The 17,213-nt window shown below is 37.6% G+C and carries 20 protein-coding genes, 2 pseudogenes and 1 riboswitch; of the genes and pseudogenes, 17 read left to right on the top strand and 5 right to left on the bottom strand.

Features of this window, described 5'->3' with window-relative positions:
* Nucleotides 1–263 precede the first annotated feature (263 nt).
* The 5 genes and pseudogenes from MKX65_RS12170 (at nt 264) to MKX65_RS12150 (ending at nt 3,349) form a co-directional block, all read left to right on the top strand.
* A complete protein-coding gene (locus MKX65_RS12170) occupies nt 264–470 on the top strand; it encodes a DUF1657 domain-containing protein (RefSeq protein WP_145582939.1) in 207 nt (68 codons plus the stop codon).
* Between the two features lie 623 nt (nt 471–1,093).
* Nucleotides 1,094–1,218, top strand: a pseudogene (locus tag MKX65_RS12165) (tyrosine-type recombinase/integrase); the annotation flags it as partial.
* A gap of 979 nt (nt 1,219–2,197) precedes the next feature.
* Entirely contained in the window at nt 2,198–2,329 is a 132-nt protein-coding gene (locus tag MKX65_RS12160) for a hypothetical protein (RefSeq protein ID WP_340903790.1), read from the top strand.
* A 182-nt stretch (nt 2,330–2,511) separates the two neighbouring features.
* A complete protein-coding gene (locus MKX65_RS12155) occupies nt 2,512–2,718 on the top strand; it encodes a DUF1657 domain-containing protein (RefSeq protein ID WP_009336488.1) in 207 nt (68 codons plus the stop codon).
* A gap of 82 nt (nt 2,719–2,800) precedes the next feature.
* A complete protein-coding gene (locus MKX65_RS12150) occupies nt 2,801–3,349 on the top strand; it encodes a YhcN/YlaJ family sporulation lipoprotein (RefSeq protein WP_340903789.1) in 549 nt (182 codons plus the stop codon).
* 32 nt (nt 3,350–3,381) lie between these two features.
* Here the strand turns inward: MKX65_RS12150 and MKX65_RS12145 are convergent, their stop codons facing one another.
* From MKX65_RS12145 to MKX65_RS12130, 4 genes are read right to left on the bottom strand one after another with little or no spacing between them, the layout of a single operon-like run.
* Nucleotides 3,382–3,618 (bottom strand): DUF5348 domain-containing protein, encoded by a 237-nt coding sequence (locus MKX65_RS12145; protein WP_340902974.1) that lies wholly within the window; start codon nt 3,616–3,618, stop codon nt 3,382–3,384.
* A complete protein-coding gene (locus MKX65_RS12140) occupies nt 3,615–4,415 on the bottom strand; it encodes an AAA family ATPase (protein ID WP_197197386.1) in 801 nt (266 codons plus the stop codon). The genes MKX65_RS12145 and MKX65_RS12140 overlap by 4 nt, the downstream gene beginning before the upstream one ends.
* Entirely contained in the window at nt 4,408–5,763 is a 1,356-nt protein-coding gene (locus MKX65_RS12135; protein WP_160549917.1) for a DDE-type integrase/transposase/recombinase, read from the bottom strand. Before MKX65_RS12135 ends, MKX65_RS12140 begins: the two co-directional genes overlap by 8 nt.
* A gap of 44 nt (nt 5,764–5,807) precedes the next feature.
* Nucleotides 5,808–6,338, bottom strand: coding sequence for a DUF6431 domain-containing protein (locus tag MKX65_RS12130; protein WP_340902976.1), 531 nt, complete (start codon nt 6,336–6,338; stop codon nt 5,808–5,810).
* A gap of 237 nt (nt 6,339–6,575) precedes the next feature.
* On the opposite strand from MKX65_RS12130, the gene spoVAC reads away from it, so the two are divergent.
* From spoVAC to MKX65_RS12075, 11 genes and pseudogenes are all read left to right on the top strand, one after another.
* Nucleotides 6,576–7,055 (top strand): stage V sporulation protein AC, encoded by a 480-nt coding sequence (gene spoVAC / locus MKX65_RS12125; RefSeq protein ID WP_009336486.1) that lies wholly within the window; start codon nt 6,576–6,578, stop codon nt 7,053–7,055.
* On the top strand, nt 7,055–8,074 hold the full coding sequence (spoVAD, locus tag MKX65_RS12120) for a stage V sporulation protein AD (RefSeq protein WP_340903788.1): 1,020 nt from the start codon (nt 7,055–7,057) through the stop codon (nt 8,072–8,074). The genes spoVAC and spoVAD overlap by 1 nt, the downstream gene beginning before the upstream one ends.
* A complete protein-coding gene (spoVAE, locus tag MKX65_RS12115; protein ID WP_098797242.1) occupies nt 8,071–8,421 on the top strand; it encodes a stage V sporulation protein AE in 351 nt (116 codons plus the stop codon). Before spoVAD ends, spoVAE begins: the two co-directional genes overlap by 4 nt.
* 11 nt (nt 8,422–8,432) lie before the next feature.
* Nucleotides 8,433–8,639, top strand: a complete 207-nt coding sequence (locus tag MKX65_RS12110) for a DUF1657 domain-containing protein (RefSeq protein WP_009336483.1) — start codon at nt 8,433–8,435, stop codon at nt 8,637–8,639.
* Between the two features lie 29 nt (nt 8,640–8,668).
* Nucleotides 8,669–9,529 (top strand): DUF421 domain-containing protein, encoded by an 861-nt coding sequence (locus MKX65_RS12105; protein WP_340903786.1) that lies wholly within the window; start codon nt 8,669–8,671, stop codon nt 9,527–9,529.
* Between the two features lie 116 nt (nt 9,530–9,645).
* Nucleotides 9,646–10,153: pseudogene (locus tag MKX65_RS12100) on the top strand (DUF421 domain-containing protein).
* Between the two features lie 352 nt (nt 10,154–10,505).
* Nucleotides 10,506–11,999, top strand: a complete 1,494-nt coding sequence (locus MKX65_RS12095; RefSeq protein WP_017417921.1) for a phospholipase D-like domain-containing protein — start codon at nt 10,506–10,508, stop codon at nt 11,997–11,999.
* A gap of 234 nt (nt 12,000–12,233) precedes the next feature.
* Entirely contained in the window at nt 12,234–12,551 is a 318-nt protein-coding gene (locus MKX65_RS12090) for a hypothetical protein (RefSeq protein WP_340906387.1), read from the top strand.
* A 7-nt stretch (nt 12,552–12,558) separates the two neighbouring features.
* Complete coding sequence (locus MKX65_RS12085; RefSeq protein ID WP_340906239.1) at nt 12,559–12,813, top strand: hypothetical protein; 255 nt, start codon at nt 12,559–12,561, stop codon at nt 12,811–12,813.
* A 23-nt stretch (nt 12,814–12,836) separates the two neighbouring features.
* Nucleotides 12,837–13,520, top strand: coding sequence for a DUF421 domain-containing protein (locus tag MKX65_RS12080; protein WP_340903784.1), 684 nt, complete (start codon nt 12,837–12,839; stop codon nt 13,518–13,520).
* A gap of 369 nt (nt 13,521–13,889) precedes the next feature.
* Nucleotides 13,890–14,435, top strand: coding sequence for a DUF3231 family protein (locus MKX65_RS12075; RefSeq protein ID WP_340903783.1), 546 nt, complete (start codon nt 13,890–13,892; stop codon nt 14,433–14,435).
* A gap of 158 nt (nt 14,436–14,593) precedes the next feature.
* Here the strand turns inward: MKX65_RS12075 and MKX65_RS12070 are convergent, their stop codons facing one another.
* Nucleotides 14,594–15,118, bottom strand: coding sequence for an EAL domain-containing protein (locus MKX65_RS12070; protein WP_445677948.1), 525 nt, complete (start codon nt 15,116–15,118; stop codon nt 14,594–14,596).
* Nucleotides 15,119–15,275: 157 nt separating this feature from the next.
* Nucleotides 15,276–15,453: riboswitch (cobalamin riboswitch) on the top strand.
* A 136-nt stretch (nt 15,454–15,589) separates the two neighbouring features.
* Here MKX65_RS12070 and cobJ point away from each other — a divergent pair.
* Nucleotides 15,590–17,212, top strand: a complete 1,623-nt coding sequence (gene cobJ / locus MKX65_RS12065) for a precorrin-3B C(17)-methyltransferase (RefSeq protein WP_340903782.1) — start codon at nt 15,590–15,592, stop codon at nt 17,210–17,212.
* Nucleotide 17,213: the final 1 nt, after the last annotated feature.

Below are 17,213 nucleotides of genomic sequence, written 5' to 3'. Positions count from 1 at the left end.
TTTCTAAATAAGCATACCAGTCTTGCTTCTCGAAAAGGAAAATCCCCCTCGAATTGTAAAACAATTGTACTTTAATCAGCTTTTACAAAAGTACAACCGTAAAATTTACCCTATTCTCTCTTCCTTGATTTTTTTTGCCAAGAGTATTTTTTCCGAAAATAATAAAAATATAATTCGAATTTTAAAAACTTTGTATGAATAAATATTTCTATCTTCAAACATTCTAAGAAAGGTTTCAAAAAAAATAATAGGAGGTGTTATTCATGACAGTCATAAATGACGTTAAAACAGCTTTAGCCGGATTAAAAAGCGCTCAAGCTAGCTTTGAAACATTTGCTCTTAGTACAGATAATGAACAAGCGAAGCAGCTTTACCAAGATGCTGCTAAACAAACCCAATCTGTTTTACAAAGCGTTGAACCACGCGTTCAACAAATCGAACAAGAAGAACCACAATACAAACAACAATAATTAAAAGACAAAAAAAGGTTGGTCGAGTAAACCAACCTTTTTACTCTCTCAATAATGGATGAAACACAGAGGTGATTATTCATGATATATAAAATAAAACAATTTAAAGATCGGTCTTTTAGTATTAACGGTTATCGGAATAGGATCAGGATGTAACGAAAGCCAGAATCAGTTGGGTGAAAATAATAACGATTTGAGTATTTCACAGGTACATACAAGCTTTCTTTTTCGATTCTTAACACGTTTTTTCATTGACATCAACAAACTTTATAAACACATATAAACACAATGAGACCCCTCACAACATCGTGGGTGGTTTTTTTGCCTTCATTTTTAATTCTCTTGGGTGTATTGTGTCAAAAAGGTGAAGGTTGGATTGGTAGGGGTGAATTAGCAAACAGCGAACCCGATGGATATACGCTTGTTTATATGGTCTCTCCAAATAACTTTACTGGTTAATAAATCCTACTGCCAATAGAAAAGAAAATTTGGACAGTTTTTAATTTAATATCAGTCACCATGAAGATTCCGAACTTATTGTCGTAACGGGATGACCCCCGGTTTGACAATATTAAAGAGTTCATTGGATACGCAAAGGAAACGAGTTAGCTGTGTAGTTTTATAAGGTAACAACTAACATACGAGATTGACTGCTTATTAAACGGCTATTTAAAAAGGTTTGAGAATTGTAGAAGCACTATCGCTCTTTATAGAGGACTTTATTTTTGATCATAAAAATGGACACCAATTCAGTTGAAATAGATAGAGGGGAGTTAATCATCTAGTTCTTGTTTGATGATTACCTTTATGAATTCTCAGATAAGCCTTTACAAATAGGATTTGTAAGGTACCCCGAATCAAGTGCAGCCGCCTCGACTTTCAGGTTAAATCTCTCTATTTGCCGATCAAGTCTAGAAAAGGATTAATATAGAGAGGGGATATCGTTTTAAGATTAGTCGCTAATATCAAATGTGTTAATGTTTAGTGAATGGTCGGTATCTCTAACAGAAGCGTAAAATATATCTTTAATTTGATGATATCCCTTTGCCTTTTGTGATAAGAGCCATAATTTAATATTTGATTAAAACACGATTTTAAAAACCTATCCAAAAAAGAAACTGGCTTACAGTGAATCTTTGGTGCAAAGTTTGCCAATTCCTTCTTTATCATACCTTCTAATGAGTATTATAAACACTTTTTCCCTGTATTCTTATGTAGAGATATTGATTCTTTTTAGTTTGAAACAATTATGTATCCAATTTTTTTATCAATTCTATTAGATAGCATACTAATATTTAGTTTCTGTTTTTTGTTGTCTTGCCTTCCAGAATATAAAAGTAATTTTTCCCTTTCACATCTCCAACTTTTAATTTGACAATGTCACCTACCTGTAATTCTGTATTAATCCCCATCAAATATAGCTATACATCTCTTTCGCCCAATCTCGGATTTTTGGTTTCCTTTTGTCTCCCAGTTTAATCCCAAGTTTTATTTCTTCAATGTCCTTTTTTGGTTTTAACTTTAAACGTTGAAAGGATTTTCCTTTTTTGTTTTGTTGTCATTTTTTCACCTTCTAAAATGTATGAAAAATTTGATGTTTAATAACAAAACAGTTCCTTTTTATGTATTAGACAAACCTTAATACGGCGACAAATGCATGCGTTTATCTTTGTTATTACATTTTCAATGTTAAATACCCATAAATAGGATGATTAAGAGGGAAAAACTTGAAACTTTGGGATAATATCCGAAAAACGGGAAAAATATTAGTCCTTTCAGGAAATACAATCATCTTATTTTATAAAGGTAGGGGTGTAAAAGAAATTGAAGTTGAGAAAAGAAAAAATGAAAAGTTATAAGAGCTATTGCTGTCAACAAGAAATAGAAGAAATGATGGGGATATGGAAAAGGGGTTATTATCGAAAAAATGGAGCTATACGTCAAAAATAATTTAGATTTAAATTTCCCAAAAATCATTGAATAAAAAATTCTCCATAAAGCAATATAAAAGAGTAAAAAAAAATTCAAGGAGGAAATTATCATGACAGTAATAAATGACGTTAAAACAGCTCTAGCAGGATTGAAAAGTGCTCAAGCAAGTTTTGAAACATTTGCTCTTGGTACAGATAATCAACAAGCTAAGCAACTTTACCAAGATGCAGCTAAGCAAACCCAATCCGTTGTAGACAGCATTGAACCACGTGTTCAACAAATCGAACAAGAAGAACCTCAATACAAACAACAGTAATTAGTAAGGCGAAAAAAGGTTGGCCTCTTAACCAACCTTTTTTCAGCTGTTCAAATAATGGAAAAACATGGAGGTGATTTTTTTGAAAGATAAAATAACCACATTGAAAAACCTACTTTTTATTATAATGGTCATTGGTTTCGCATCAGGATGTAATGGTAATCAAAATGAATTTATTCAAGGTAATAGTACTTTTGGTATTTCACAAGTACATACAAGTAAGCCAATTGATCAATCCGTTGCCAATCATGCGAAAGAAAAGATAATTGCCAAGGAAGATATTACAGACGTAAAAGCTGTGAATACTGATAAAGAGCTTTTGGCAGCGATTAAAGTTGAGAATTTTGATCGATTTCGATTAAAGAGTATCGAGAAGTCAGTAAAATCCGACTTAGAAAAAATATATCCGGACTATAAAGTTTTTGTTTCGACTGATAAAAAAATATTCTGGGAGCTTGAAAAGGTCGAGCAAAGACTGAAAAAAAACGATATGAATAAGAAGAACTTAAAAAAGGATTTGAACAAACTGAAAAGTCTTATGAAGGAACAAACTGTTAATGACGTTCTCCAATGTCCAGAACTTGACGGTGTTGATTGTCCTAAAACTGACGGATTCACTGTCCAAAAATGAAAGGGAAGCAGTTCACATGCTTCCCTAATGATTTACAAATCAACTTGATACGTCTCATTTTTCTTAAGGTAGAACCTAACATCATTTCGACCCGTAAGGATATACCAGTCTCTGCCCAATTCCAAGCGGCAGGAAAGAGTCTTCCCACTTCCCAGATGTAGATCAAACCATTCACCACATCTCATCTTATAACCAGAATTGTCTCCCCAAAACACGACCCAACAATCCAACTCTTCATTGTAATTCATTTCTTTCCAGCGACTTTTCATGAAAGCTCACCCTGTATGACTTGCTTGATCATATGGTCGTCAATGATCCTTCGGCCATTTTGTGAGCCATAGAGTAGACTATGTGTGCAGAGTTTATTTATCAGCCTTGCGGCACCACCAGAAAACCGATGGATTTCGTCGAGCGCCCCGTCAGAGAAAATTGGTTGATCAACTCCAGCATAACGAAGATGCCTAGAAACATATTCCTCAACCTGGGCACGATCGAGATGTCCTAACTGGAATTGGATATCGATTCTTTGGCGTATCGCTGCGTAGGATTGGAGTCGAAGACGATCCCACAATTCACTTTGACCGACGAGAATGAGTGCCATCGGACTTTGCGAATCCATTTTGAAGTTCAGTAAGAAACGAACCTCTTCAAGCATTTCCCGGTCCAGAAGATGGGCTTCGTCCACTACCACCACAGGTTGTAGCCCTCGTATGCCTTTCATTAATTCAATCTCACGATGAAGCTGCCGTTTTGCATCTCCTCGATAAAACTTCGCTTCGGAGCCTAACTGTTCCAAAAGACCTTTGTAAAAATGACGAGGTGTTAATTTAGAGTCGGACAGGTAAAGGATATGGAATTTCCCTTTATCCAATTTGTCCACAAACTTACGGATGGTCGTGGTCTTTCCAGTACCACTATCCCCACTCAAAACGGCAAAAAGCTGTCTTTCAGCTGTGTACTTCAGCCTTCCAAGGATTTCTTGCATCATGGAGGAATCATACAATTGATCAGTCGGAAGATCTCTGGCGAAAGGGGTGTTATCCATTTCATAGAAGGCTTCAAACACGAGAATCATCCTCCTTCCAAACGGCACGGAAGGTCACGGCAGGTTTCTGTTCAGTTTGACGTTTTTGGTTCTTTCGTTCAGCTGCCTTTAATAGTCTTGAAGATTCTACATCCTGCACCTGTAGGTGCTCAGGTAATGCAGGACGCTTCCCAGCTCTTTCCCCTATGACAAGCTTTTTGGCCTTCCAAGGAGTATGATCCTCGAACTCAATGGTCAGCTCCTTGATATTCGCAGGGTCATAAACAACCTCAACCTGTCGTCCAATGAATGCCAGGCCCACCTCATATTTTTGATCCATGAAGCTGATACATCCTGATTTATCGACTTTTCTCGTTTCACAATGGAGAAATGCATTACTCAACGTATCCGGATCGATGAACCGAATCGCTTTCTTATCTGAACGAAATGCCGTTTCCGGGCTAATTTTCTCCCCAAGTGCAGAATGAGGCTTATTCTGATAACACTCTGTCAGCCACACTTGGAAAAGCTCATTCAGACGATCAAGTGTATTGGGTTTTTCGATGACAGCCTCACTGATGAATGAATCTATGATTCTATTGAAGCGTTCAATTTTCCCTTTTGATTCAGCTGAGTACGGCCGTGTGTAAGTAAGGCGGGTGCCTATTTTTGAGCAGGTACGCGACATCCATTTGGTTCGATATTGCTTTCCATTATCAAAATAGACAGCCTCTGGAACACCATACTTCTGGATGGCCTGACGGAAGGAATCCTCAATGATCCTTGAATCCAATGTAGGGTAGAAAGCTGCATGAAGCACAAACCTGGTTGCGTCGTCGATAAAGGCGACAAGATACACTTGTTTCTTCATTCCATTGGGACCAATCGGCAGGTAAGGGCCATACTTGATATCTGATTGCCATAGTTGGTTGCGATGTCGCTTCTGAAATCTCCTGGCAGCTACTCCTGTCTGGGAATAAAGTCGCATATGCCGTGTGCTGTAACCTTTTTCAGTGAGCTTTTCCTGGAGCGTTGACCTTTTGATCTGTCCTGGCTCAGCCAACCCTTCCCACTCGAGTATCTGTATGATTTGTGCTACGCTCCGGCTTGGCACTTCCTTACGCAGAAGGATTGCCTGTTCCAATAAATGAGGAGGGATAGCTTCAGACTTACGAGCACCTTTTCTTCCTTGTGGCTTTAGTCCCCCAAACCCATCTTCCTGAAATTGAGCCAAATATCGCCTGATGGTTCTTTCTGAAAGACCGCTGGCCTTCACTATTTGGTCTCTTAATTCCTTTACCTTCCCAGCGTCAAGCCCCTCTGCCAATAAAGGGGATATCAGCTGAAAACGCTGCACTGCCAATTCCTCTGATTTCTTATGTTCCCTCATGATACACTCTCCTCTCTGTGTCTATCACGAGTGTAAATCAGGTGTTATTGGACAATGAATGCAGAACGGGTGTGTATCCATAAATTAATATTTACGATGGGCCGGACAATTCTTGTTAGCCATCCATTGGCATCTCCTGCCAAGCGTCCTATCCTTTGAAGTGCGGTCCCTGAACATTTGGACGTGACATCCAGGGGGATATTTCCTTGGTTGGTTCTGATCATGATGGAATTCAAACAGCCTATCCAATAATCCACAAATTGATGAAACCAGCCGTACCATCTCGAAAGAGTGGAATCATCGGCGGGAACAATGTGGGTGGACGGGTTCGTAAGAACGTCTTCGATACATTCAGCCTCATAGCGTTTATAAGGAATCAATAAATCTGGAAGTTCATGATGAATGGTCTGACAATTGGTGCACTGCAATCTTCGGATGTTATATGTCTTACTCTGACCTGTATGATCCTTGGCTTTTCGATTCTTTGTACCTCTAACCAACATGTCTTTCCCGCAGCATGGGGAAGGAATCCTCCCCGCACCCCTAACTAAAAACTCCAGTAAGTATGTTTTCAATCAGCTGATAATCTGATACAATAATCATATACTTTTTTTGTGGGACGTCTCCTGTATAACTGTTGGCGCAGTTATACATTATGGGGGACGTCTTTTCCTTTCCCCAAAATAAATGTCGAAATGTTTCGAATTATATACGGACATTATAATCGACTAATTCTGGACAGGCAATACCGTCAACTTTAGGAAATTTAAAGATGTCAAAAACAAACAAACCTAAAGAGGAAGGATCGAGTTATGTCTAACAATCAAAAGAAACAACTTACTCCTGTGCAACAGGAATATCAAAAATTGCAAAAACAACGAGAGATCAAAAGACCGGTTGTTAAAAATTGCATTAAGGCCTTTTTAACCGGTGGACTTATTTGTTTGATTGGTCAGCTTATTTCAGACTTTTACATTTATTATTTCGATTTTACTGAGCAAACGGCCGGAAATCCGACGGTGGGTACGTTAATTTTTATTACAATGCTTCTTACTGGTTTTGGCGTATATGATCGAATGGCCCAATTTGGTGGGGCTGGAACAGCTGTACCTGTAACAGGTTTTGGCAATGCGGTTATATCGCCTGCCATTGAGCATCGAACCGAAGGATTTGTACTGGGCGTAGGTGGCAACATGTTTAAATTAGCGGGGGCGGTTATTTTATTTGGTGTTTTTTCTGCTTTTGTCATTGCCTTAATTAAAACCACTTTAATCCAGTGGGGTGGTTTATAATGCTAGCAGGTCATCGTACATGGATCTTCGAACAAAAGCCTGTCATTATCTCCACTGGAACCGTTGGTGGACCATTTGAAGCCAATGGTGCTATCCCAGATGATTTCGATACTCTTCATGCTGATTTATGGCTTGGGCAGGATTCCTATGAGAAAGCACATAAAATCCTTTTTGAAGAGGCTTGCCAAAAAGCCATGGAAAAAGGGGGCATACAAAAGGATCAAGTTCAATTTATCCTAGCTGGGGACTTAATCAATCAAATCACCCCAACAAGTTTCGCTAGCAGAACGATTGGAGCGCCTTATTTTGGCTTATTCGGTGCTTGCTCTACCTCGATGGAAGGACTGGCTCTAGGTGCTTATATTGTAAATACAAAAGGAGCGAAATATTTGTTAACAGGAGCTTCCAGTCATGATACAGCTGTTGAAAAACAATTTCGGTATCCAACTGAGTATGGTGGACAAAAGCCACCTACGGCACAATGGACGGTTACTGGTGCAGGTGCAGCCCTATTAAGTGATACTGGGGAAGGACCTCATGTCACATCTGCCACAATTGGTCGTGTAATCGATATGGGATTGACAGATCCATTTAACATGGGAGGAGCTATGGCGCCAGCTGCGGTTGATACCATTGAAGCCCATTTAAAGGAACGAAATGTTGAGCCATCTTATTACGATTTAATTGTAACCGGTGACCTTGGCCAAATCGGACAGGAAGTGTCCATGGATCTATTTAAAAAGCATGGAACTCCTATTAGTGAAGAACAATACCAAGATTGTGGCCTTATGATTTATCGGGAAGGACAACCCGTTCTTGCAGGGGCAAGCGGTGCAGGCTGTTCAGCAACGGTAGTTTATGGGCATTTATTAAACCGCATGAAAAAAGGTGAATTTAAACGAATGTTAGTTGTGGCTACAGGTGCTTTGCTTTCACCGTTGTCCTTTCAGCAAAATGAAACAATTCCTTGTATCGCCCATGCAGTGTCAATTGAATACGGAGGTGAACAATTAACATGATCTATTTTTGGGCTTTTGTCGTAGGCGGTTTAATTTGTATCATTGGGCAAATTATGTTTGATGTATTTAAATTGACACCAGGTCATACCTTAAGTGCTCTTGTAGTGATTGGGGCGCTTTTAGATGGATTTGGACTATACGAGCCTTTGATTGATTTTGCTGGGGCAGGGGCTACCGTTCCGATTACAAGTTTTGGGAATTCGCTTGTTCATGGTGCGATGCAGGAAGCAGAAAAACATGGGTTAGTTGGTGTACTGACAGGAATGTTTGAAGTAACTAGTTCTGGTATTTCAGCTGCCATTGTTTTCGGCATGATAGGAGCTTTAATTTTTAAGCCAAAAGGATAAGGAGAATTAGGATGACAGTAGGATCAGATGTTAAACAGTGTTTTGCCAGTCTAAAAGGGGTAGAAGCAAGTCTCTCAAGTTTAGCATTACGGACTCTTGATGATGAATCGAAGCGAACTTTGCATGAGGCTATGATGGTAGTACACGAAGTAACAAAAGATTTAAAAAAAAGAGTAGGAGAACTAGAAGGAGAGGAACTTCAGTACAAAGGTTTCTAGAAAAACTATATTTACAGGGGGTGTAAGCAGTGCCTGAATGGTTAGAGATAACTGTACGCTCAGCATTATTTGTTGCTGTTTTATTTTTCATTACAAAATGGTTAGGGAAAAAGCAAATTTCAGAACTATCTTTCTTTGAATATGTCACCGGTATTTCTATTGGAAGTATTGGTGCAGAAGTGGCTATGGGACTTGAACGGAACATTTTTCACGGAATTATTGGAATTGTCATTTTTGCGGCTATTCCCTTTTTCGCTGGTTTAATTTCATTAAAAAGTAAACGTTTTCGCAATTTTATAGAAGGAAAAGCAACTGTATTTATCAAAGATGGGAAGATTATGGAAGATAATTTAAAAAAGGAAAGATATACGACAGATGAACTGTTAGAGCTACTTCGCAGGAAGGATGTCTTTCAAGTCTCTGATGTAGAATTTGCTGCTTTAGAGGCAACAGGTGATTTATCTGTGATGCTAAAGAAAGAAAATCAACCTTTAACAGCAAAGGATATAAACTTGAAGGTTGCTTCAATCAAGGAGCCTCAGACCATTATTATGGATGGTACAATAATGGATGAACCACTAGCCACGATTGGACGAAGTCGGGCTTGGCTACATACTGAATTAGAAAAACTAGGGGTAACGATTGAAAATGTATTTCTGGGACAGGTTAATTCTTACGGAGAGTTAACGATTGATCTGTTTGACGATAAATTACAAGTCGCACCCCCTCAAGAAAGACCCTTAATTCTTTCAACCTTGAAAAAATGTCAAGCAGACTTAGAACTATTTGCTCTTGGAACGGAATCAAAAGACGCCAAACAAATGTATAGGTTAAACAGTGAAAAATTACAAGAAGCCATTGATAAAGTGACCCCTATTTTAAAAGGATAAGGATTTAGCTTAGATTCATACATGACGAAAAAAAGATACCATTTTTAATTGAAATAAGTTTAAAAACCTTAGTCCAATTTCGGACTAAGGTGAATTTTTTTTACGAGGTGTTAGAAGTGTCTATTTTTTTAGTTAAAGTTATTTTTATCTATATTGTGTTTATTGTAGCAGTAAATATTTTAGGGAAATCAGCTCTAGCCCAACTTACCCCTCATGATTTTGGAGCGATTCTTTTTTTATCTTAATCGAAATTTAAAGGAAAGTAGATATCCTTTACCTGAGCTGTTGTCTAATTTAAGAACAACAGGATATCCGGATATTCACGATAATGAATATGCGATTTTGGAAGCAACAGGTGAAATTAGCATTTTTCCAAGAAAAGAATTAGTTCCTATTACTCCAAAAGATTTACATATGAAAGTGGAATACCGCGGATTACCCATAGCCGTTGTCATTGAAGGGAAAGTGCAAAAGCGTAAATTAAAATTTATCAACAAAAATGAAAAGTGGTTAAAGGAAGAACTAAAGGCAAAGGGATATCTTCAAATCAAAGATTTTTTTTATGCTGCTGTTAGAGATACCGATCATTCATTAACCATTAACAAAAAAGATGTTAACGACTAATTTTAAGACGATTTCCTCCCAATATAAATTAATGTTTTCTCTTATTTACTCCTTATTGCATTTACCACTTTCATTTTCCAAATTTATAAAAAATTATACCTATATTTAGGAATTTACCAGATGGTAATTTTCAAAATCACTAAGTCTCTAGTTAGGACAGTGCCCAGATCATTACGCCTTTCTTGATGTCAGAACTTTCCCAACCTTAATTCTCTTTTTTTCGTTCTTAATATCTTATACAAGTTCTTATAAAGGTAGTCCATAATATATAACAGACAATCCCTTCATATTCCATACGTATACTGGTTACATAGTTTGTACATGTTAAGAGAAACAGAAGGAGGGATTCCAGTTGGAGTGGATTTTTTATCTATACCTGTTAAATACGTTCTTTATCTTATTCATAGCAATTTGGGAAGTTCGTCGGCCTGCCAAGGCTTTGAATTGGATAATAATCGTCCTTTTTTTACCTGTCATTGGTTTCTGGCTATATCTTAGCATATCAAACCCTAAGTTTATTCATCGAAAAAGATTGACCTGTTCTAAAAATGAATCTAACAAATTACCTGAGACATTCGGTGCTTCAGCATCGGTAATTGCCAATGCTTTACGGCATTTCACTGTGAATGGGCTTCGAATGGGCCAAGTCCAAGTGTTTAACAATGGGATAGCAAAATATGATCAACTCCTTGTATCCCTGCAAAAAGCCCAAGAAACCATTGATCTGGAATATTTCATCTATCGGAACGACCAAATTGGTAATCGAATCACAGAACTGCTAATCGAAAAAGCATTAAATGGAGTGCAGGTTCGTTTTATGAGAGATAGCTTGGGGAGTTATAAATTCCCGCGTGAAAAAATCCGGCAGATGGTTGAAGCAGGGATAGAATGCAGGACAATATTTCCTCTGCGATTTCCCTGGATTTTGTCCAATTGGAATTATCGGGATCATTGTAAGATTGTGACGATTGACAGAAAGGAATCCTTTACTGGCGGTATGAACGTTGGGTATGAATATACAGGATTAAAGCCAGACGTAGGATTTTGGAGGGACACTCATTTGCAAATTATAGGGGAAGCAACAGGCGACTTGCAGACTGTTTTTGATGTTCATTGGGAAATCGCTGTGCCGGAAAGGATAAAATCAAAAACAAATTTGAAAACAAAATCAGAGGTAACGAAAATCAATTCAATCGGCAGAGCAGATCATTCCAAATGGTCAGCCGAATTGGGATCAGAGTTGAGCACCCTTGATGATAAAGAAATGGACATATCCGGAAAAACTAGGACATTGCATAAAGCGTATATCCATACGTTGGAAGGAAACCCTGGAATTCCTACCCCAGTCATTCGGCAAGCTTACTTTATATGTATAACACAGGCGACCAAGACTATTGATTTAACAACACCCTATTTTGTACCAGAAACGGATATTATCATGGCATTAAAGACAGCAGTAACTCGTGGTGTCCGTGTAAGATTGCTGGTTCCTCGCCACAATAATCAAAAAATCGTGGGTCTTGCAAGCCGTACTTATTACGGAGAACTTATAGAAGCTGGAGTTCAAATCTACCAGTACGACAAAGGAATGATACATGCGAAGGTGTTGACCATCGATGAGGAGATTGCTGCCGTAGGCTCAGCAAACTATGATATGAGAAGTTTTCGCCTGAATTATGAGGTGTGTCAAGTCGTGTACAGTGCTGATGTGGCAAGGGAACTCACAGAGCAGTTCGAGAGGGATCTTACTGATTCTGTACCATTAAGAATTGAAGACTTGTTGCAACGATCCCTGACCGAGCGCATTGTTGAACAGGGTGCTCGCGTGCTTTCTCCATTATTATAAGTTGATGTATCCTGTTTTTATTGTTCTATCTTAAATCTAGATTTAACTTTGTTTTTAATATATTTCTGACTTATTTGAAAAAAAGTCGAAAACCCGTGTATTATAAGAACTTCCAACAATGGTTTTTTTCTTATTTACGATGGAAATTCATTACTAAAAAACGGTAATACTAAAAAGGCAGCTCAAAGAGTTTGAATTCAAAAATATCTGTTACCTTTTCATTTAAATATAGAGGTGATATCAATAGATAATATATTTGAAAATCTTAAGGAAATACGTTTATTAGAAGATAAGCTCTATCATTTAGAATTAAATAGTTGGCTAAAAAATGAGTTTTTAACTTGGGAATGGTGGATACTAGTCGTTTTTTTAGTTGTGCCTTGGGTTATATGGGCTAAACTTGTTAAACGAGACATTATTTTAGAAATTTTGTTATTTGGTACCATAATTATCTTGACAACAACCTTATTAGATGTAGTTGGTGCACAATACAGTTTTTGGGATTACCCCATTGCATTCCTACCTTTTATTCCCAAAGGCCTTTCCTTTTGATTTTTCAATGGTACCTGTAGCTTACATGTTGTTATATCAATATTTTAGAACATGGAAATCTTTTATTTTAGCCCAGATCATTATGGCACTAACATATGCCTGTATAGGTGAACCCTTTTGCGAGTGGGTCAAACTTGTTAATTATTTAGAGTGGAGATACAGATATTCATTCATATATTACATCATTGTTGGAATTGTAACTCGAGCTTTAATACTAAAACTAGCCTCTTTATCTAAACCTCAAGATCTTACAACTAAGTAAAATTTAAATTGGAGGAAAAAACTTTGGAAGAAGTTAATATTGGTTTACTGACGATCAAAGTCATCGTTGGTTTTGCAACTTTATTTTTTATCATTATCATAACAGGCAGAACATCCATCTATCAGTTAACCCCGTTTCACTTAGTTTTTGTGTTAGTACTTGGAGATTTTTTAGGAAATAACATTTATGAAGATAAGGTAGGGATTTTTCATTTTTTATATGCCATCGGATTGTGGACGTTTCTTATGTTGGGAATAGAGTTTATGACTCTAAAAAATAAATCGACACGCTCTCTCTTATTAGGCAATCCTAACATCATCATTCGAGATGGTGTTATGGACAGAAAGTTACTTACAAAGAACAAATTGGATGTAAATCAAGTATTGAGTATACTCCGTCAAAATAATGTCTTTTCAGTTCGCGAAGTCAAATACGGTATATTGGAAGCTAATGGGCAAATAAGTTTATTATTAAAATCCAAGTATCAAAAACCAGACAAGCAAGATCTCAATCTTCCAGAAAGTCCAGTAGACCTCCCAACATCGTTAATTATAGATGGGGAAATTTTATGGGATAATTTACATAAACTCGGATTTGATCAACAGTGGTTAGATAACCAATTAACTACCAATGGATATGATAATGTAAAGCGTATACTTTACGCAGATTGGCGAGAGAGTGAAGGCATACATGTAAGTCCTAAATAAAATTTGTTAGGATAAGAGCACATCAATTTTCTTGGTGAATATAAACTTTAGTCTTCAACAATCAGGCGCTTTAATGAAGTAACTAAAGCCTAATTTTTCACTTATAACACCGAGAAATTAGACTTTTTATATTTTGGTTTCCTTAACGTTGTAAATCCGCATTTTCCTGACGCTACCCCATGAACAGGATTTTGATTCAGAAATTATCCCCTTTGAAAAAGAAATACAAGACGCATTGGATCGTATAAGTGAGGGATAATCATGAATACTTTGTCCCGCTCTATAATAAATTACATGAGGTCCCGCTGAATAATAACTAGTTAAATGACAGAAATTATGGAGTATGTAATGAGTTCAGGAGGGATTGACATGTTAAATATTATAGAAACTATTATGGATGCAATGAAATCACAATCTGACCAAGACAAAGACCAACCTCTTCATGTGGGAGAAGTGATGGCGTGCTGGATATATTTATCAGGCCTTGAATTAGCCAAAGTATCTGTTCAAGCGGGGATCAATACGACTTCTGATGAGGAACTTAAAGCGATTCTTGAAGAAGATATGAAATTAGGGAACAGTCAAAGACAAAGACTCCATGATTTCTTGATTAAGGAAGGGGTTCCGTTACCTACTGCCCCTGAAGATATGCCAAAATCAGATTCTAATGATATTCCTCTTGGTGTTAAATTAACGGATGATGTACTTGCAAATGAGTTATCCTTAAAGATTGTTAGTTTAATTATGCAAGCTGCTGGTGCTGCATCCGAATCCATTCGTACAGATGTGGGTTTAATGTTTATTCAATTTCAAGCTGAAAAATTTGCATTTGCTACTAGATTAAAACATTTGATGCGTAAGCGCGGTTGGATTAGAGTACCACCTTTTTACCATCCGCCTGGAACCCAGATTTAGGATCATGTGGGGACAGGTTCACTGTCCCATTTTTTCGTGGTTTTGCTAGCTATATTGAAATACATATATTTTTCTAAAACAGAGTTATCCTAACTCACAGTAAAAGTGATATTCATGAACCCAATCATTTTGTGGGGTTTGAATGAATATTAGTTTTACTAGTTATTTAAAATCGGTTTTTTAAGTAAATAACAGAGAAGCTCGTCCTCGCTAAGAGGATGGCTAAAATAGTAACCTTGAAGCATGTCACATCCGTTTTCAGTTAGGAATTTTGCTTGTTCAGATGTTTCTACACCTTCTCCAATGACCTTTAACCCTAATTTATGTGCCATAAAAACCTGGTCCTCTTTATTTTGTGAAATATCCTTAATGAAAGAACGGTCGATTTTTAAAGTATTAATAGGAAAAGACCTAAAATAACTGAGGGAACTGTAACCTGTTCCAAAGTCATCAATGGATATAGAGACACCGAGAGACTTTAAATCCTTGAGTATCGCAGTTGTAAGTTGAACGTCTGCTGTCATACTCTCTGTGATTTCGAAATGTAATCTTTCAGGCTTTATCCGCTTGTTTCTAATGATGTTCGCCACCATTGACACAAAATTGGGTTGGTAAAACTGACGGATGGAAAGATTCACGGCTACGTTGATGTAGTCATATCGTTTGACGCTAACATCTGCAATTGTCTACAGGCTTGTTCAATCACCCATGTACCAATTGGGATAATCAATCCATTCTCTTCTATTCCATTAAGTGGAATATTCTAGTGGAGGTTTTTATTAAATTTTCAAAAAAAATAGTATGTTAACCGAGTTTATATGGTATATTTATAAAAAATTTAATAATTAAATTTAAATAAGTGCTCACATTTGTGAGGTAAAAGGGAAACTAGTGAAAGTCTAGTACAGCCCCCGCTACTGTAAGAGCTGATGAAATTACAATGCCACTGAGAAATCGGGAAGGTGTAAGAGTAAAAAGAAGCTTAAGTCAGGAAACCTGCTTATTTAAACGACACTTGCTTTTCGGTGGGAGAAGTATAGGCGGGACAATTATACCTATTGTTTTTGTATTTCAGTATGCTTTTTATACTGTCATTTCACATGCCTGTATTCCCTTTAAAAGGAGTACAGGCATTTTTATTTGGAGGAAAGCCTATGAAAAAGGGGAAAATTTTTGTTGTTGGCTTCGGTCCCGGTGATCGGGAGCATATTACTAATCGAGCTGTAGTTGCCTTGCAGCAAAGTGATTGTATTATTGGCTATAAAACATACGTGGAGCTAATTGAACATTTGGTAACAGCAAAATCCATTGTCAGTACGGGTATGACTGAAGAAGTGTCACGTGCACAGGATGCAGTAAAGAAAGCGGAAGCAGGTCATATTGTCTCAGTAATTTCCAGCGGAGATTCAGGGGTATATGGCATGGCTGGATTAGTGTATGAAGTGCTGATTGAGAAGGGTTGGACTGAGAAAGATGGAATTGCGGTTGAAATTGTTCCAGGTATATCAGCCATTAATTCTTGTGCGAGTTTATTGGGGGCGCCAGTCATGCATGATTCCTGCACGATCAGCCTAAGTGATCATTTGACGCCTTGGACTGTAATAGAAAAGCGTATTGAAGCAGCTGCGATGGCGGATTTTGTAATAGCTTTATATAATCCGAAAAGCGGTCGGCGAACACGACAAATTGTAGAGGCACAAAATATTCTATTAAAATATCGTTCTCCTGAAACACCGGTGGGACTTGTGAAAAGTGCTTATCGTGAAAATCAAAATGTTGTGCTCACAACACTGGCTGAAATGCTTGAACATGATATTGGAATGCTAACAACGGTTATTATTGGGAACTCTTCTACGTTCTTTTATGACAATAAAATCATTACCCCTCGAGGTTATCAGCGAAAATATACTTTAGGTGAAGAGAAGCAAAGCTTAAAACCGCATCAGCGTTTGAAAAAGGAAGCCGAGCCATGGGCGTTGAATCAAGAAACCGGGGAAGCGCAAGCTGGGTATGAGCAAATTGAAAGAAAAAAACAAGAAGTTACCTCATTAGATTTGGCCTTAAAGGCTTTATCCATGGTGACTAAATCAAAAATAGAACATCTGCATGTAGTTCAGCAGCCAATCGAAGATATATTTGAATTTGCTGTTTCACCTGGTGTTGCCAATAAATTTATTACGCCTGATCAAATGCGCGTATTGGCAGAAACCATTGGCGACACAGGCACCATGGAATATACACCGGATCATCGTTTTTTAGTAAAGATTCCAACAACACAGCCTGAATCGATAGTTGAAAAACTAGAACAGAATCATTTAACTGTCATGCCTGTGGGCGATGTTTTAAATGTAAAAGCTTGTGATTTTTGTTACGGGGAAAAAGCAGAATCGATTCCATACGCAGAAGAAATAGCAGCAAAATTAGGGGGCTTAAAGCTTCCAAAAGAATTACATATTGGTTTCAACGGCTGCGGTATGGCATGTTATCGGGCAGTATTCGATGATATCGGGATCGTTTACCGCAAGAAAAAATTTGATTTATTTATTGGCGCAAAGCCGGTTGGCCGTACGGCCCATGCTGCACAGCCTGTAGCAGAGGGAATTGAAACCGATCAACTGCTGCCGTTACTTACGAAAATTATTGAAGAGTACAAACAAAATGCCCATCCCAATGAACGCCTTTTTAAATATTTTAAACGCGTGAAAAGTATTCAGTATTTTAACTACCAGGATATGAGCTCCAAAATTGAAGTCGAGCCGGCACCATGTGGAGATTAGG

The organism is Robertmurraya sp. FSL R5-0851, from assembly GCF_038002965.1.
In the GTDB taxonomy this organism is placed as follows: Bacteria; Bacillota; Bacilli; order Bacillales; family Cytobacillaceae; genus Robertmurraya_A; species Robertmurraya_A beringensis.
Note: the sequence above shows the minus strand (reverse complement) of the source record. Positions and strands in the feature narration are given on the sequence as shown.